Raw genomic sequence first — 16,769 nt, forward strand, 5'->3', positions numbered from 1 at the left:
GATTGGGAGCAACAGATCACATCGATTTATGGGATGGAATTTCTTTGAGAGCTGGATCTGTTAATTATTTATCTTTGGGTGTTGAAATATGGTTCTGGCCATTAATTTAAATTCTTTTGATATGAGAACAATAATTTATATTATTATGATTGTATGTTTGCAGGCTTGTCGGGATAAGAAAGATATATTGAAGGATAATCACAAAATAGTAGTCTCAGATACGGCAAAAATTAATGGGATGTTACTCGAATTAATAGATGATAATGGAGTGGGCAAAATAAAAATTACTTCAGATACATATAAGTTCTCAGAAGGTTTGGAAGTCAAACCTCCTTGTTATTTTTTAAGGTACAATGGGAGAGTAACTTCGTATGCATATCCACAGTTCAATGTTCAAAAAGCAATCATCATATTAGGAGAAACTAAAAAAGATAATCTGGGTAAAATTACTGGAACTGAGATTCAAGGACTTTTATTTAAAAATGACAGTATAAAACTAGCAGGAGTTTTAAAAAATTATAGCCCAATTGATCCAGAAACTGGGATTGATGAAAAAGATTATTGGGGTTTTGCTTCAGGAACATATAAGAATTAGACATTTTGATAGAATGTTACCTTACAAAATACCTGAAGATTATTAAACTTATCTTTCACTATGAGTATCTGCAATAAAAATGTGATCGAAACTCTATGGTTAGCCAATTCTATTTTTTAGAAGTTTCTAATAAATCGGAAGAATATTAATAAAAATAAAAATGCTGCCAAAACGGTAGCATTTTCTATACGATGTAATAACGTGAATTATATACAGTAAGGTAAATCCGGGCACTCTGCTGGTAACTGTTCCCAAAAAGCGCATGTTGTAAGATCTGCACAGGATAAAGCACAGCAAACCATTCGTCCCGCCCCTTGAATTTTTTTAAATTTTCTCTTGATACTTTCTTTTGTGTAAGTACTTTTTTCATGGTAATTTGAATTTATTTATAGACTCTAAATATATCAATTATCCGTGAAGTATTTTAACTATTTTTATAATATTTGTAAGTCATCAAACTTATCCTCGCCAAATTTATCCTGAAACTTCTTCAGATAAAAACTTTTTCGCATTTTGAAATCATTCTTTAACAAAGGTGAATCTATTTTAATAATAATACACTTACTTTCAATGTTCACACTTTTGATCTCAGTGAACAGGCTTTGATCAAGATACTCTTCTAGAAAATCCTTAATGTCAAAAGCTACAAGTTTATCTTCAAAGCCATAGATTCTTGCAAATGACTTTACAAGTTCTGAGGATTGAAATTCACGTTTTTTATTCTTCTTCATAGAGTAGGTTTTCTGCTGCCAGTTTCTTTCATATAAATAAAAGCAGCTTATCAATCTTTATAAATGGGTTTTTTAAAAAAAAACAGCATAATTAATCTTAATGTCAATATATTACCTGATTCCATCCCATGTAGAACGCTCATCAGCTCTGTCATCAACAGTAGTTTGTGACACAACATCAAAACGCATCGATACACGGTTATTAGTATTATAAACATCCCAACCGGGATTGCCGCTTGCCGCAAAATCCACCCATGCTTTATGAACTGTGTCAGCTAATTGTTGTGGAGGATGATTACCTAGCATATTGGAAAAACCTGGCTCGGTAAGATTGTCAAATACAAAAGCAAGTTCGATACCATGACAGGCACCAAGTAAATGGTCACATGCAGGAGAGCCCCATGAAAATTCGTACACATGCGTATTGCCATGTTTTTCCGCAATCCGCAACGCTGGGATACGGTAAAACCAATCTGTAATAATAGCGCTTAGCACATCACCAGAAGAACTATCTGAACGATTTGTCCGATAGATCTGGATCGCTTCTGCGGATAATCCATAAGCCGAAGCGGAAATATTCAAAGCGGAATCTGTAATTTTTGATAGAATCCCATCAGGGACAAGAAATAATCTAAATTCCTGGCTATTGGTACCAATAAGGATATCTATTTCTTTACTGGCTCCATTGGCGATGCAATCTATTGGTGAAGCGGTAAGTAAATGACCATCAATTATCGGTTCAAAAGGCATTAAGTTGAAGGCAGCTTCACCCCATAGCTCCACTAAAGGCTTTGCAAGAATTTCAGACCCCAGTTGCCCCTGTGCAGCAAAAACTTTTTCAAGACTTACTTCTCCAATGGCTTCTCGTGTTGGGGCAACGCCAAGTATTTCTGCAAGTCTTGTACCAATAAGCTTTGCAGATGACGGGCTAATTACCGAATGTCCTGCTCCTGATTCGGCAATCGCTCTTCGAAATAAACCTTGCGCTTCCTTTATAGCAAGTAATGTACAAACGCTCATTCCACCAGCAGATTCACCAAAAATAGTAACATTATCAGGATCACCGCCAAAGTTGGCAATATTGTCCCGAACCCACTTTAGAGCAGCAATCTGGTCCAGTATACCAAGATTAGGTACCCCATCGCCAAACCATAAAAATCCTTCAATGCCTATTCTATAGTTGAAGGTAACTAAAACAACACCATCGCGTGCAAAATTACTGCCATCGTAACCTGGTACAGCTCCTGATCCAAGAGTAAAAGCTCCTCCATAAATAAAAACCATAACCGGTTTTTTTTCAACGGTATCTAAAGTCCAGATATTAAGGTTCAAATAATCGTCTCCCGGAATTACAACATTGGGTAATAATCCAGCAAATGGTCCTTCTTTAGGCGTTAACTGAGGTGGAGTAGGTCCATATTCTGTAGCCTTTTTTATGCCAGTCCAAGGCGTGGGAGGTTTTGGAGGTTGAAAACGGTTTGTACCAATTGGCGGGGTTGCATACGGAATGCCTTTGAATGTCAGGATGCCTTTCTCGGTTTTGATACCACTAACATCTCCATATTGAGTAGTAACTGTGTGTAATGTTTCCATCATAATAATTGTAAAAAAGTATACTACAAGGTAGAAATATTTTGGGAAATTAAATTAAACAAAAAAAATAATTAAAGATGAAATATTGTAAATTGACAGTGGATCAAATTATCTTGGATTGAACTGTGTTTTTAATCCTTTGTTTTGAAAATATTTCTCCAGTTTTGGGTAAAATTTGTTACACATGCCATTTATTTCTGTTGCTTTTTCAGATAAAGGTCGCATTCTGCGACACTCAAAACAAATTTCCAGAAAATCAAAAACCTTATCACTTTCGTCGTAAAAAAGAATGGCATTTCTAGGAAAAAAACACATACTTAATTCACGTCTATCATTTGGGAATTTCCCACAAGTATTAAAAAGCAGCTTCGATAATTCTAGGGTTTCAGTTAAATTTAATGTTTTTGACTCTTTAATCTCATTAAAATTTTCTTTTGAAATATTTTCTGCAAGTTTAATAGGCTTTTTTAAATGATCATAATATTCTTTAAGCTGAATAGAATCTAACTTTTTATTGGGTGGTGGCGGCAGAAGGGCAAACTCACCTAGAAAATCTGTATTGTAGGAAATAATTTTTACTTTGGTAGCTTTACTTAAGGGGAAAGTATTTAATATTTCAGATATAGAATATTTTTTCTGACCAAATGAAATAAAAAAAATAAAAACCAATACCAAAAGTAAATATCTTTTAATCATACCTCAAAGATTATACTTTCTTCATTGATTTTCTTTACCACACTTTCCGTTCTTTCTCTATGGGTATCTGTAATAAAGATTTGTCCGAAGTTTTCTTTATTTACTAATTCGATCAATTGAGAAACCCTTGTATCATCAAGCTTATCAAATATATCATCCAGCAAAAGGATAGGGGTCTTTTTGGTCAGTTCCTTTACTAAACTCATCTGAGCAAGCTTTAAAGAAATCAGGAAAGACTTCTGCTGTCCCTGAGATCCTATTTTTTTAATGAGAACATGATCCATTTCAAAAAGAAGATCATCTTTATGAATTCCTTTGGATGTATAAGTGAGCATTCGGTCTTTTTCAAGGCTTTCTTTTAAAAGTTCTTCAAAAGTATTTTCTAGCAAGTGAGATTCATAGATCACAGATACTGTTTCTTTTCCACCTGAAATAATCTGATAAAAGTTCTGAACAATAGGATTTAATTGTTCTACAAATACCTTTCTTTTATTAAAAATTTTGGTTCCAAATCGGGTAATTGGATCATCATAAATTTCCAGCGATTCCTTATCCCAGGTTCTGTTTTTGGCAAAATATTTCAATAAAGCATTTCTCTGCTGAATTGTTTTTTGATACTGGATCAGATCAAAAGATACTCAGAATCTGTTTGAGAAATCATGGCATCCAGAAACTTTCTTCTGCTTTCCCCGGAATCGGAAATAAGGTTGGAATCGTAAGGTGAGATCATAACACTAGGAAGATAACCAATATGATCGGCAAGCCTGTCATAGCTTTTATCATTCTTTTTATGATTTTTTTGGCTTCTTTCGGTTGAGTGATTCTGATATTATCTTCACCGTCTTCATTCTGGATCTCTGCATCAATCGTGAAAAAATCTTCCTCTTTTTTGATGTTGTTGAGATCCGTATTCCCCAAAAAACTTTTACCTACTGATAAATAATGAAGAGCATCCAGGATATTGGTTTTACCCACCCCATTATTGCCCACAAAACAATTGATCTGTGGGGAAAATTCAAACTTTTTCTCAGAATGGTTTTTGAAATTATATAGGGAAATCTTCTTGATAATCATTTGTCAAAAATACTCCATTATTAGTAAAAATAAAAAAGGAAGTGCAGAACATGTTTCTACTCCGAATGAAAAATAAGTGTCATCTCTTTTATTTTCAGAGAAATAAATGAAAATATAAGTGACAATACTCGACAGAAAAAATGCCGTGGCATATATTGGTTTTAGATAAAAAACTCCAATAATGCAGCTGATGAAAACCATTCCGTATGCAATATACTTTGTATTTTGAACACCAATCAGCGTGGGGAAAGTTTTTACGGTATCACTATTCATATCCCGGATGTCAAACGGAAGCACTAATGCCGTAATATAAAAGAAACTGATCAGGAAAATGGGCAGACTGAACTCAGGAAGCGTCAGCCAGCAATTGACCAATGCCCAGACCAATCCTACATAAAATACTTTTAGTAAAGGAATCTTCCGGATATAAACATCCAGGAAAAAACTGTTATACAATAATCCCAGAACAACAATGATAAACCACTTCAGTAATCTTACTTCATTATGATTGTGAATAATTAAAAATGCACAGGCAATGCCGGCAAGAGCATTCAGAAATAATATTCTGAAAAAATATTTAGTGTATTGATACTTAGTGTAAATATATCCACTGAAATACGTGATGAAAATCAGAAGAATAGTGGGAAAACGGAATGTGTTTTGCTCTTTCATGAAAAATACTGCAAAAAAAGTTCCCATTAAGGAGACATAAATTTGGCTGTCTATGACGGTTTTTTTCAGTATTTTTATAATGTTCATTTATCAAAATTAATATATATGAAAAGATTTTCCAAGATATTTATGCTTTCATTGCTATCATTGGGCTTTTCACCGGTTTTCGCACAGAAATATTATGATGACCAGTGGAAAAAAATAGCTGAAAACAGTCAGAAAGGTGCTTATAAATCTAATCTACCCATTATTTTAGACCTAGAAAACCAAGCTATGAAAGAAAATAATACTATTCAGTTGATCCGTTCCCTGAAAGCAGAGTTCAGTATTGTAAACCAAACTGTAGATGACAATCAGAATGATGCTGCTTCAAAATTCTTTAAAAAACTTCAGGAGGCAGAAGGAAAGCTGAAAGGAGAAGAGAAACTGGTATACAAAGTCCTTCTCAATGGTTTTTTTCTTGATTATTACAATCAGAATTATTGGAAGATCAACGGACGAACCAATATCAATACGCAGGATGTTGCACAGATTGAGACCTGGACTAAACTTGATTTTAAAAATTATTTAACCAAAAGCTGTCAGGAGCTGGATCAGCAGAAACAGGACATGAAGAAAGCTTCTTTGGAAAAATATAAGGTATTGTTTTCGGAAACAAAAGATATCGCTTATTTTCCGAGTTTATATGATTGGTATGCTCTCAAAAAAATTGCCTTTTTATCTGAAAATAATATTTTTACAAAAAATGAACTTACAGAGAACAGAACTTCAATTAATGTGATTTTTGATGAATTGATTGCACAGAATAATGGGAATGCCAAGCTGTATTTTATGAAAGATAAATTGGTGAATAACTGTGATTTCAATCAATGTAAAGATAAATTGGAACAGCTTCAGAAGCTATTGAAGTCTGATGCCCAAGGGGATTATAAAGTAGTCATCATGGAAGATATCATGAATGAGCTGATGATGAAAAATAAAGCAAAAGAGGCAATTGCAGTGGCGGCTCAGGCTAAAAGCGAGTACCCAAAATCTCCTTTCCTTGAAAATATCAAAAGCAAAGAGGCCCAAATCACTAATCCGGTATTGAGCATCAAATATGAAAAACAGACTCAAAATAATCTACCGATTCATTTTATTGCGGAGTCTAAGAATGTGTCAGAGTTTTCCATCAACATTTATGAGGTAAAAGAAGATTTTACATCTCTGATGCAGTATGTACAGAATTCTTATGCCAATAATTATTTCAGTAAAGTAAAAAAGAATCTGGTAAGAAAGGAAACGTATCAGCTTACAGATCCGAAAGATTATCAGCTTCATAAAACCTCATTGGAGATAAAACCTCTTCCTTCCGGAGTGTATGTTGCAGCATTTGCAGCAGGAACGGATACAAAAGATAATGATCCTGAAAAGAACTTCTATTTTCTGGTTTCGGGAAACAAGATTATTTACCAGTCCAGATCCTCAAGGAATTCACTTGCAGACGAATTGAAATTAGTAAACAGTGAAAATGGAAAACCGGTAACGAATGAAAACCTGAGTTTTTATGAATTTACCAATAGCAATTCAATCAATAAAATTGAAGGAAAAACCAATGAAAAAGGAGTCTTTAAATTTCCTGCTACAGCCAATAAAGAATATTACAGGACCTATCTGATTCAGCAGCCTAAAACCAATGATTTCCAGATCATGCAGATATATGGAAATAATGGACTTGAAGAATATAATCCGAACAAACAAGCCCGTTCCAAAGCACAGATCTTTACAGACAGAGCAATCTACAGACCTGGGCAGATGGTTTATTTCAAAGTAGTGAATACCAGATTAAATAATGAAACAGAATCTGTACTTTCAGGAGTGAAGCAAAAGATTACTTTGATGGATGCTAACAATCAGGAAGTCTCGTCTCAAAGTTTTACCACGAATGAATTTGGTTCCTATCACGGTAGCTTTATGCTGCCAAAAGGGAAACTGAACGGTACGTTTTTCCTGAATACAGATGGAGACAGTCAGGGGTATAAAGATATCAGGGTAGAAGAGTACAAAAGACCAAAGTTTGAAGTGTCCTTCGAGCCCGTAAAAGATGAATACAAATACGGTCAGACCATAGAATTAAAAGGTAAAGCGATGATGTTTTCCGGGGTAGCTTTGAGCAACACAACCGTAAATTACGAGATCAAAAAACAAAATATCCGTTGGAGATATTTCTGGTGGTACCCAAGAGGAAATGACAATGAAAACTCAATTTTAGGAGAAGCCAAAACCAATGAAAAAGGAGAGTTTGTGATCCGTTTAGACCTTAAGAAAGATGAAAAGTTAGAAGGAATTCAGATTGATAACTATCAGATCAATGCTTCTGTTACGGATATTAATGGAGAAACTCAAACGGCAAATACAGATCTGAAAGTTGCATCCGTTTCTCACTATATCAAAGCTGATGAAATCAAAAATATATTCAGTGATGAGAATGCAAAACTAAAAGTTGAAACTAAAAATTATAACGAACAGGCTCTTAAAAAAAGCCTATCAGGTTAAGCTGTCAAAACTGGCTGCTCCGGATCGGATTTTCAGAGATAATTTCAAAACTGAAGTTCAGAATCTGCCTCAATATTCAAAAACAGAATTTATCAGCAAGTTTCCACACGATTTGTTTGATAAAAATGATGATATCAAAAACTGGAAAACAGAAAAAGTAGTTATTGAAAAACAGCAGCAACCAGCTTCTGATAGCCAGGTTTCCGATTTAGATCTTGGAAAACTTGAAGCAGGAGATTATCAGTTGGAATTGTTCAATATTGAAGGAAGAGATACGATTAAAGCTTCTCAATATTTCAGTGTTTGGGATAAAGGTGCTTTGAAACCGGCTCAGAAAACATTCTTAACGGTTATTACTCCTAAAGATGAAGTTTCAAGAGGCGAAAAAGCGAAAATATATGTGTATTCTGCCATTCCTGATGCCCTAGTGAATGTATTTATTCAGAATGGATCTGGGAAAACGATCACAGAAACCCATCAATTTAAAAAGGAATTTTGGAATACACGGCAGATATTCCAAAAGAGAAAAGTGTTTCAGAACTTAACCTTCAGTTCCAGTTGGTTGCTTATAACGATGTACAGACAGAAACAGCTGTTTTGAAGATTAAGGATACAGAAAAACCTTTAAAAATTGAGACGGATACTTTCAGAGATAAACTAGAACCGAATTCAAAAGAAAAATGGACGGTAAAAGTTACCGGAAACGATAAAGAAAAGGTGAATGCAGAAGTGTTGGCCAATATGTACGATATGTCCTTAGACCAGTTTGCTGTGAATACCTATGGCTGGGATAAACTGTATACACCATTCAATATTATTAGTTCTTATGATGTCAGAGAATATCTGTTGCAGAAAAGCTATCAGAAACGATTGAAATATTTCAATGGAAATTATGTGACGGTTCCTGAATTTAACTGGTTTGATGGTAGCTTGTTTTATAGTCTGGGAGGAAATGGAGGAAAAATATCTAGTACAAGAAGATATAAAAGTGTTCAACCTGCTCCTACAGCAGCACCAATTGCTAGTAATAAAGAAGTTGCTATTGAAGAAATGGTTATGGGCAGAGTGGCAGGAATTCAGGTTGCTGATGCAGCAGTAGCAGAGCAGTCTGAATCCAAAGAATCACTGGAAAAAGTTCCTGTACGTCAGAATTTAAACGAAACAGCATTCTTCTATCCGGATCTGAAAACCGATGCAGAAGGAAACGTAAACTTTGAATTCACTTCTCCGGAGGCTTTAACAAAGTGGAAATTAATGTTCCTTGCTCATACAAAAGATGCAAGAGCTGCTACATTGGAGAAAGAGGTGGTAACGCAGAAAGAATTCTCAGTGACTCCAAACTATCCGAGATTCTTAAGAGAAGGCGATGAGCTGAATTTACAGTCAAAACTATCCAATCTTACCAATAAAAAAATGAATGGTTCTGCCGAATTGCAAATTTTAGATGCCTTCACCAATGAAAACATTTCTTCAAAATTCGGAATCACTTCAGGAACACAGAATTTTGATTTAAATGAAAACGGAAACGGAGCATTAACATGGAAATTAAAGGTTCCAAACAATGTGTCTTCTATCATTTTAAAAGTGGTAGCAAAAGCTGGCGCTTATTCTGACGGAGAACAACAGGCAGTGGCTGTATTACCCAACAGAATGCTGGTTACTGATGCTGTACCTGTTTTTGTAAAAGAAGGAGAAACAAAGACTTTTGTATTAGATAACCTTAAAAATAACACTTCTACAACAGCATCAAATGTTTCTAATACATTGGAATTAACTACCAATCCAATCTGGGAGATTATGTTTGCGCTTCCTAGTCTGAAAAACGATCAGAACAGTTCTGCGGATGTAGTTTTCAATAAGTGGTTTGCAGATGTATTGGCTTCTGAGATATTCAAAGCTAATCCTAAAATGAAGACCGTATTTGATGAGTATCAGGGCAAAGGATTATTGAATTCAAATCTTGAAAAGAATCAGGAATTAAAACAATTGTTATTGGATGAAACTCCATGGGTACTGGAAAGTAAAAATGAAGCTGAACAGATGCAAAAACTTGCACTTCTGTTTGATGTCAACACGATGAGAAATTCAATCAATCAGAATTGGGATGATTTCAGTAAGCTGCAAAATCCTGATGGTGGATTCTCTTGGTATGCCGGATATCCAAGTTCTTATAGTACGTCATTATATATTCTTAAGAACTTAGGAAAACTTAATCTATGGTTAAAAGATAATGCAAAAGAGTATCAAAGCTCAGGACAAAATGCTTTAGTATCAAAACTGATCCAGTATGTAGATAACGAGATCAGCAAATATGCCGATACTAAGAAAGAAAATGTCTGGAGTAACTGGGTTCTTGATTATCTGGATACCAGAAATTACTGGGAAAAACAATATCCTTTAAAAGGAAAAGGAGCCGCCCTGAAAACGTTGGTTAAACAAAAAGCAAAAACGGCAAAAATTACCGATTTTACATTCTTCGGACTTCACCGTGCTGCTTTATTGATGAGTGATTATGGAGTGAAAGATGTCTCTGATAAACTGATGAATTACCTTAAAGAAACTTCTACAGATACCAAAACACAAGGAGTATACTGGAAGCAGAATCTTAACGATTGGGGCTGGTTCAGTTCAAAAGTAGTAAACCATGCAGGAGCATTGGAAGCGTTCAATACTTTAAAAGCAAACGACACCAACTTTATAGAAGAAATGAAGATATGGCTGGTCACTCAGAAAGAAGTAAACTCTTGGGGAAGCTCAAGAGGAACTGCTGAAGTGATCTTTACCATCTTAAACTCAGGGAAATCATGGACGGGTGCTGAAAGTGATAAAGCAACCATTGTCTGGGGCGGAAAAGAGATTGTTCCTCAAACTCAGGCAACAGGATATGTGAAATCAACAGTGAAAACAGATGCAATAGATAAAAACCTGGGAACCGTTACGGTAACCAAACCTGGTCCAGGAATTGTTCAGGGAGGTTTATTCTGGCAATATTATGAAGATCTGGATAAAATCAAGTCATCTGAAAATTATATTTCAGTAACCAAAGAACTGTATAAAAAAGTGAAAACGGTAAATGGTGAAGAGCTTCAGAAAATTTCAACGGAAACTCCATTAAAAGTAGGAGACAAAGTAACCGTAAGAATGATTCTGAATACAGACAGAGCGATGGAGTTCATTCATATTAAAGATATGAGAGCTGCAGGATTTGAACCTCTTGATGCCTTATCAGGATACCAGTGGAAAAATAATTTAGGATATTATCAATCTACTAAAGATGCGTCCACAAATTTCTATATTCAATATATGCCAAAAGGTAAATATGTGTTTGAATATGATGTAGTTGCTAATGCATCTGGAAAGTTCTCAAACGGCATTACTACAATGCAGAACTACTATGCTCCTCAGATGAATGCACACACAAAAGGAACCGGTATTCAGATTTTGGAATGATTTTTGGCTATTAGGAAATACGTAAAATTTAAAACCAAATAAAATGAAATTTTCAAAAACTTTAATTACTGGATTGGTATTGATGGCTGGAGTAAGTGCTTTCGCTCAAAAGAAAGCTGAAAAGTTTGAAAAACTACAAATTGAAATGTTCCCAAAAGCTAAAGAAGGATACAAACAAGTATATATCCAGCTTCCTGTTGCAAAAAATGAAAACGATTTAAAAGTAGAAGTTTTTGTAGGAGCGGAAAAAATGTTAGACTGCAACAATTACTCTTTAATGGGAGAAATGAAAAGTCAGGATCTTCAGGGATGGGGATACAACTATTATGAAGTAGAATCCAAAGGAGAAACGGCAGGAACATTAATGGCTTGTCTGGATAAAAAACTGACTAAAAAGTTTGTCACCCTTAAGCCGGAAATCGTAAGATACAATAGTAAACTGCCATTGGTATTCCTATGTACCAAAAGATATTGAAGTTCGTTACAGAGTATTAAGACCAGATAACACAATGAAAAAAGCAGTTCAAAAGTAAAATTTGCAAGCTTATTATAAACAGAAAACTCCTCACAGTGATGTGGGGAGTTTTTTGCTTTACATACCCCTCAATAGGAGATAATGATTGTTTTTTTAGCAGTTTTTCAGAATCATAATCGTTTCACATGTAACAATAGATTGGGGTTAGGTATGTGAATGATAGTTATCTTTAATTTTAATAAAAGTTTAATATTTTTAATTTATGAAAAATAATATATCAACATATTTGTTTTATTTATAAATTTATATGAACATAAAACTTAAACAACACATGAAAATTAATTTATTACCAAACCCTTGCATAGAGGGGGTGACAGGAAATCTATTTACGTTCCCAAACAAATACTTTTTTATCGGAACCCCAAATCTTGATTCTTCGGAATAAGGTTGGACGTATTATACCTGCTCTGCAATATTTTGAAATAGTAAAAAAGAGTATTTCTTTTTTATAAACGTATTGTCACTGCGGGAAGAGCGGATAGTAATTTTATTATATCATACAAAAATAGATAAAGACAAAATGACCTTTATCTCATGAGCTATTAGGAGAGCTTCATAGAAGATATGATGTCAAACGGTATCTGCCTTATTTATTATTCTATTTATTACAATTATTACAACCAAATCATCTAAAACAATAAATTTATGAAAAATTCATTTTTACACAGGAGTCTGATGCGGGGAGTTAGCATCATGGCATTTTTGCTTATCAGCCAATCATTTTTCTACGCACAGGAAAAAATTTATGCAACCAGTGAAACCCATAGTATTACAGGAGTGTGTCTGTTTTGTAGTATAAGTTCACCAGAAAAAGCCGTGGGGAATAATGAAAGTGATTTTGCATTGTTAAACATTCCTATCGGTGTTGCAGGAAGGGGAGAGCTGAATTTATCTTTTCCCGCTGCTACCACTAAGCACTTTAGAAAGGTAGTAATAGGTATAGGCAGGCCTAGTGCTGCGCTTTCTGTAGGTCTTTTGGGGGAGTTACAGTGGAATCCTTTATGGGAACTATATCCAATAATGATTCAAAGGTTGTAGATAATACGATGTTGAAGGTCGGGCAGGATCCCAAGCAAGGAATCATTGAGTTTACCCCTACTAAATACTTTGATAAGATCAGGATAACTTTAAATGGAGGCCTTCTCGGCCTGAATAATGGATTACAGGTGTTTTATGCTTACCACACTCCGGGAAAATTTGCCAAGTGTGGTAATCCTCCTCTTGATCCTTTATATTATTATCCGTTTGATGGAAATGGCGAAGAACTGATGTCGGGGTATAACCTAACCACTAACGTGGTAGACTTCCAGACGAACGATATGATATGTGGACAGGCTGCCTACGGTCCTACCGTAACGAATAATGCATATTTAATTAATCAGGTAGGTTCCTCCAGACAGGCAGGTTCAGAGACTTATGCATTTTGGATGAAAGCAGATGCACTTGCTTTCGGTAGCTTAGGAAAACTCACAATAAAGACAATTTCTGGTGCTACAATTTCAAATGAATATGAATACTTCGAGGGCGGACTAGCTGCATTGGTTGATAAGGATGATTTTCATAATGAGTTTGCCGATCAACCTATTGAAAAAAATACATGGCTTCATTTTACCACGGTTTGGAACAATGAGACAAAAAGTCTCTGTCTTTACAAGAATGGAAGAAACCCGAAGTGTATTCAAACCTATACGCAACCAGGAACTACAAGTACTTATATTGGGCTTAACAATGTAAGAATAGACGATCTTATCATATATGACCGGGCATTAACTGCCACTGAGGTAAAATCCCTCGCATGTTCTTATGGAATACTTCCGGGGTGTACCTCAGGAAGTACTACATCCTCAAAAGTTGCTCCGGCAAAGAAAGAAACACTCATTGTATCTCCTAATCCGAGCCAGGGTAAGATTACGCTTGGAGGAAACATCCTTTTGGTAGGTTCTGATATTTCTGTTCTTACTGCAGCCGGAAAAGAAGTGTATCGGTCAAAATTCAGGTCTGAAACTTTTGAGTTACCGTCATCATTGCCGGGAGGTGTCTATATAGTGAATGTACAGACCAGAAATGGAGAAACCTTTTCACAAAAAATTATACTTTCAAGATAGAAGACAATATCCTGTATAATAACTTTTGTATGTACAGACCATCGTTGTACACGAAGGGGATTGACCTTACAGTCAATCTCCTTTTTTGTTCCTTTTAAAGGTCTGTAAGTTAGTGAGGAGAATCAGAAATAATAACTGTTTTTTAATAAGATGTAAGTACAATCCTTTATTGACAGTGAGAAAGGGGGTGAAAATAAAAGGTAAAAAGTGAATTAAATATTTTTTTCGGTTTTTTTAGTTTTTAATTAACTTTTAAACGGTTTTGATAAGACTTTATTTCAAAGACTTTTATACTTAAACAGATTTTAAACTTATTTTAAATTCATGGTTTTGTTAAATTATCTTTGAGTATTTTAACATTTTTTGCATTATATTTGTTATAAACATAAACCATGAAAAACAATTTATTGATTTTTACGTTTAGTTTTTTTGCTTTTCCTGCTTTGGGCTGGGCACAGTCTGCGCCGGATTTTAAAGAACTTCTGGATAGTGCAATGGTTCGGGACTCGAACCTGAAGATGCAGATGACCCAAAACAAACTTACCGATCTTGACGAGCACAAGTTAAAAGATATCTTTCTTCCTACTTTGGAATTAAGCGGTAAAGCGGGGTACCTTAACGGAACAGCAAGACTTACGTCACCGGAAATTAATCTGGCCCCTTTTATCAATATTGCTGAGGGTGCTTTCAACAATAACTTCAATGTATCCGGATTTTCAGGAGTTGCCAAAGCAGAAGCTAAGATGCTTGTGTATTCCGGTGGAAAGGTCAAGTATCTGAAAAAGGCTGTTGAAGAAAAGAAAAAATCTGAAGATGTTCTGTTAGAAAAATCCAGAGATGAGGTTGTTGCCAGTATTTCCAGAGCCTATGACCAATTGGCACTGATCCATCAGTCTAAAAAGGTATTGGATGAAAGTAAAAAAAGACTGGACATCAACAAAAAAACAGCTGATAAAGCATTAGGCTACGGTTTGATTACGCCTTACGATCACAAAAAAATTGAACTGGCTCAGGCTACTTTAAATGCAAAGGTAGTAGAATATGAAGGGAAAAAAGAACTGCTTCTTACCCAGCTTTATATTTTAACGGGAATTACTAAAGAACGTCTGAGAATGATCGATCCGGTATTGTCTCCTGTAGAGCTCTTAGCGGCAGAAAAAGGAATAGAGCAAAGAGCTGAAGTTCGTGCCCTTGAGCATGGGATTGCTGCTGCAGACTATAAAATAAAAGCAGAAAGGACCTGGATGATTCCAAAAGTTCAGCTGATGGCTTCCGCTTACTATATCGGATTGTACGGAAACCATATCAAAAGCTCTGAAAATATAGTTCCGGCTGTTCCGATTCTGGGATATGAAGGCAAAAAATTAGACTGGAGTCCCAATAATGTGAACATCTTCCCTTTAATCACCGCCGGAGTTGGATTTAAATGGGAGATTTTTGACGGGAAAGAAGGAAAACACGCTGAAGAAACGGCTAAAGTAGGTAAAGAAGTGCTGCAGAACCAGAAAGAAGATGCATTGAAAAAATTATCATTAAATCTGGCAAATAACCAGACCAACTATGACATTGCTACTGCACAAATTACTTTAAAAGCTAAAGAAAAAGAGCTGGCTAAAAATGCATTGATACAGGCTGAAAAAGAATTCAGATACGGAATGAGCAAATCATCCCAGCTGATTGATGCCGAAAATGATCTTGAAGCTTCAGAACTGGAATATCAGAATGCCATTTTTAACCAGAGAAGAGCAGGAATAGAACTGATGAGAGCAACTCAGGAGCTGGATATTACCAAATTTTATTTAATCCCATAAAAATTAAAATGATGCATAAAAATATAGCTATAGTCTTTGCTTCTCTGTTTTTACTGGGAAGTTGTGATAAGAAAAACGAAAAAATTAAAGAACCGGAAGGAAAAACTAAAAAGGATGTCATCTCATTTGCTCCAAAAGTAACCGGAAGGATTTTAAAAATATATGTTGCCGAAGGACAGACGGTAAAAAAAGGAGATACTCTGGCTCAGCTTGATGTTCCGGAAGTATCTGCAAAAATAGCTCAGGCACAAGGTGCTGTGAGTGCTGCTACAGCTCAGGAACAGATGGCTAAAAATGGAGCTACACCTGATCAGCTAAGACAGCTTCAGGCAAAATACAAAGGATTGAAAGAACAATATGATTTTGCTCAAAAGTCCTACAGAAGAGCTAATAATATGTTCCGCGATAGTTTAATGTCTCCACAGGCACATGATGAAGTATATGCAAAGCTGCAAGGAGCAAAAGCACAATATGATGCTGTAGTAGCAGAGTTGGATGATGTGAACAGAGGAACCCGTTTTGAAAAAGTGGAAATGGCAGCGGGACAGGCTTCCCAGGCAAAAGGAGCACTACAGGAAGCCAACGTAGCCTACTCGGAAAGATATATCATTGCTACCAATGATATGGAAATTGAAACCATCAGCTTGAATACAGGTGAATTGGCAACCGCAGGGTTTGCTTTGTTCAATGGATATATTCCTGAAAGTACTTATTTTAGATTCACCGTTCCTGAAAGTGCTATTTCAAAATACAAAAAAGGGCAGAATGTGAATATGCAGATTGTTTACAATAAAGAAAACCTTCAGGGAACTGTTGTATATATCAAACAGCTTACAAGATATGCCGATATCACTACAGCATACCCAGACTATCAGTTGCAGGATGCTATTTACGAGATTAAAGTAAAACCAACAGACATGAATAAGGCCAAAAGCCTTTTGGTAAATGCCAATGTGATCCTGAAATAATTAT

10 protein-coding genes and 2 pseudogenes are annotated in these 16,769 nt (G+C 35.4%); 7 read left to right on the forward strand and 5 right to left on the reverse strand.

Translation table 11 applies throughout. From position 1 onward, the window contains the following. Window positions 1–121 precede the first annotated feature (121 nt). Window positions 122–595, forward strand: a complete 474-nt coding sequence (locus H5J24_RS06765; RefSeq protein ID WP_141395700.1) for a hypothetical protein — start codon at window positions 122–124, stop codon at window positions 593–595. Window positions 596–1,029: 434 nt separating this feature from the next. On the opposite strand, the gene H5J24_RS06770 is transcribed toward H5J24_RS06765, so the two are convergent. The 5 genes and pseudogenes from H5J24_RS06770 to H5J24_RS06790 form a co-directional block, all read right to left on the reverse strand. Then, the gene (locus tag H5J24_RS06770) at window positions 1,030–1,326 is read right to left on the reverse strand and encodes a hypothetical protein (protein ID WP_068943832.1); all 297 of its coding nucleotides are present in this window, start codon (window positions 1,324–1,326) and stop codon (window positions 1,030–1,032) included. A 111-nt stretch (window positions 1,327–1,437) separates the two neighbouring features. Then, the gene (locus H5J24_RS06775) at window positions 1,438–2,922 is read right to left on the reverse strand and encodes a carboxylesterase/lipase family protein (RefSeq protein ID WP_232816151.1); all 1,485 of its coding nucleotides are present in this window, start codon (window positions 2,920–2,922) and stop codon (window positions 1,438–1,440) included. A 105-nt stretch (window positions 2,923–3,027) separates the two neighbouring features. Next, window positions 3,028–3,615, reverse strand: a complete 588-nt coding sequence (locus tag H5J24_RS06780; RefSeq protein ID WP_068943830.1) for a hypothetical protein — start codon at window positions 3,613–3,615, stop codon at window positions 3,028–3,030. After that, window positions 3,612–4,689: pseudogene (gene recF, locus H5J24_RS06785) on the reverse strand (DNA replication/repair protein RecF). The gene H5J24_RS06780 and the pseudogene recF overlap by 4 nt, the downstream one beginning before the upstream one ends. Before the next feature lie 3 nt (window positions 4,690–4,692). Next, window positions 4,693–5,448 (reverse strand): UbiA prenyltransferase family protein, encoded by a 756-nt coding sequence (locus H5J24_RS06790; protein ID WP_068943828.1) that lies wholly within the window; start codon window positions 5,446–5,448, stop codon window positions 4,693–4,695. Between the two features lie 18 nt (window positions 5,449–5,466). Between H5J24_RS06790 and H5J24_RS26355 the strand changes: the two are divergent. The 6 genes and pseudogenes from H5J24_RS26355 (at window position 5,467) to H5J24_RS06830 (ending at window position 16,765) form a co-directional block, all read left to right on the forward strand. Next, a pseudogene (locus H5J24_RS26355) lies at window positions 5,467–11,346 on the forward strand (alpha-2-macroglobulin family protein). Between the two features lie 43 nt (window positions 11,347–11,389). Beyond that, the gene (locus H5J24_RS06810) at window positions 11,390–11,821 is read left to right on the forward strand and encodes an ecotin family protein (protein ID WP_232816155.1); all 432 of its coding nucleotides are present in this window, start codon (window positions 11,390–11,392) and stop codon (window positions 11,819–11,821) included. A 705-nt stretch (window positions 11,822–12,526) separates the two neighbouring features. Next, window positions 12,527–12,919 (forward strand): hypothetical protein, encoded by a 393-nt coding sequence (locus H5J24_RS06815; protein WP_232816156.1) that lies wholly within the window; start codon window positions 12,527–12,529, stop codon window positions 12,917–12,919. Continuing rightward, entirely contained in the window at window positions 12,883–13,986 is a 1,104-nt protein-coding gene (locus tag H5J24_RS06820; RefSeq protein WP_232816157.1) for a T9SS type A sorting domain-containing protein, read from the forward strand. The genes H5J24_RS06815 and H5J24_RS06820 overlap by 37 nt, the downstream gene beginning before the upstream one ends. Window positions 13,987–14,378: 392 nt before the next feature. After that, on the forward strand, window positions 14,379–15,797 hold the full coding sequence (locus H5J24_RS06825; RefSeq protein ID WP_068943824.1) for a TolC family protein: 1,419 nt from the start codon (window positions 14,379–14,381) through the stop codon (window positions 15,795–15,797). A gap of 11 nt (window positions 15,798–15,808) precedes the next feature. Then, window positions 15,809–16,765, forward strand: a complete 957-nt coding sequence (locus H5J24_RS06830; protein ID WP_068943823.1) for an HlyD family secretion protein — start codon at window positions 15,809–15,811, stop codon at window positions 16,763–16,765. Window positions 16,766–16,769: the final 4 nt, after the last annotated feature.

Origin of the sequence: Chryseobacterium capnotolerans (assembly GCF_021278965.1) — a bacterium.
Taxonomy (GTDB): Bacteria; Bacteroidota; Bacteroidia; order Flavobacteriales; family Weeksellaceae; genus Chryseobacterium; species Chryseobacterium capnotolerans.

What these genes read in the sequence shown, in the direction of transcription:
- H5J24_RS06765 (WP_141395700.1), top strand. Translation starts at nt 122, where the DNA reads ATGAGAACAATAATTTATATTATTATGATTGTATGTTTGCAGGCTTGT.
- H5J24_RS06770 (WP_068943832.1), bottom strand. Translation starts at nt 1,326, where the DNA reads ATGAAGAAGAATAAAAAACGTGAATTTCAATCCTCAGAACTTGTAAAG.
- H5J24_RS06775 (WP_232816151.1), bottom strand. Translation starts at nt 2,922, where the DNA reads ATGATGGAAACATTACACACAGTTACTACTCAATATGGAGATGTTAGT.
- H5J24_RS06780 (WP_068943830.1), bottom strand. Translation starts at nt 3,615, where the DNA reads ATGATTAAAAGATATTTACTTTTGGTATTGGTTTTTATTTTTTTTATT.
- H5J24_RS06790 (WP_068943828.1), bottom strand. Translation starts at nt 5,448, where the DNA reads ATGAACATTATAAAAATACTGAAAAAAACCGTCATAGACAGCCAAATT.
- H5J24_RS06810 (WP_232816155.1), top strand. Translation starts at nt 11,390, where the DNA reads ATGAAATTTTCAAAAACTTTAATTACTGGATTGGTATTGATGGCTGGA.
- H5J24_RS06815 (WP_232816156.1), top strand. Translation starts at nt 12,527, where the DNA reads ATGAAAAATTCATTTTTACACAGGAGTCTGATGCGGGGAGTTAGCATC.
- H5J24_RS06820 (WP_232816157.1), top strand. Translation starts at nt 12,883, where the DNA reads ATGGGAACTATATCCAATAATGATTCAAAGGTTGTAGATAATACGATG.
- H5J24_RS06825 (WP_068943824.1), top strand. Translation starts at nt 14,379, where the DNA reads ATGAAAAACAATTTATTGATTTTTACGTTTAGTTTTTTTGCTTTTCCT.
- H5J24_RS06830 (WP_068943823.1), top strand. Translation starts at nt 15,809, where the DNA reads ATGCATAAAAATATAGCTATAGTCTTTGCTTCTCTGTTTTTACTGGGA.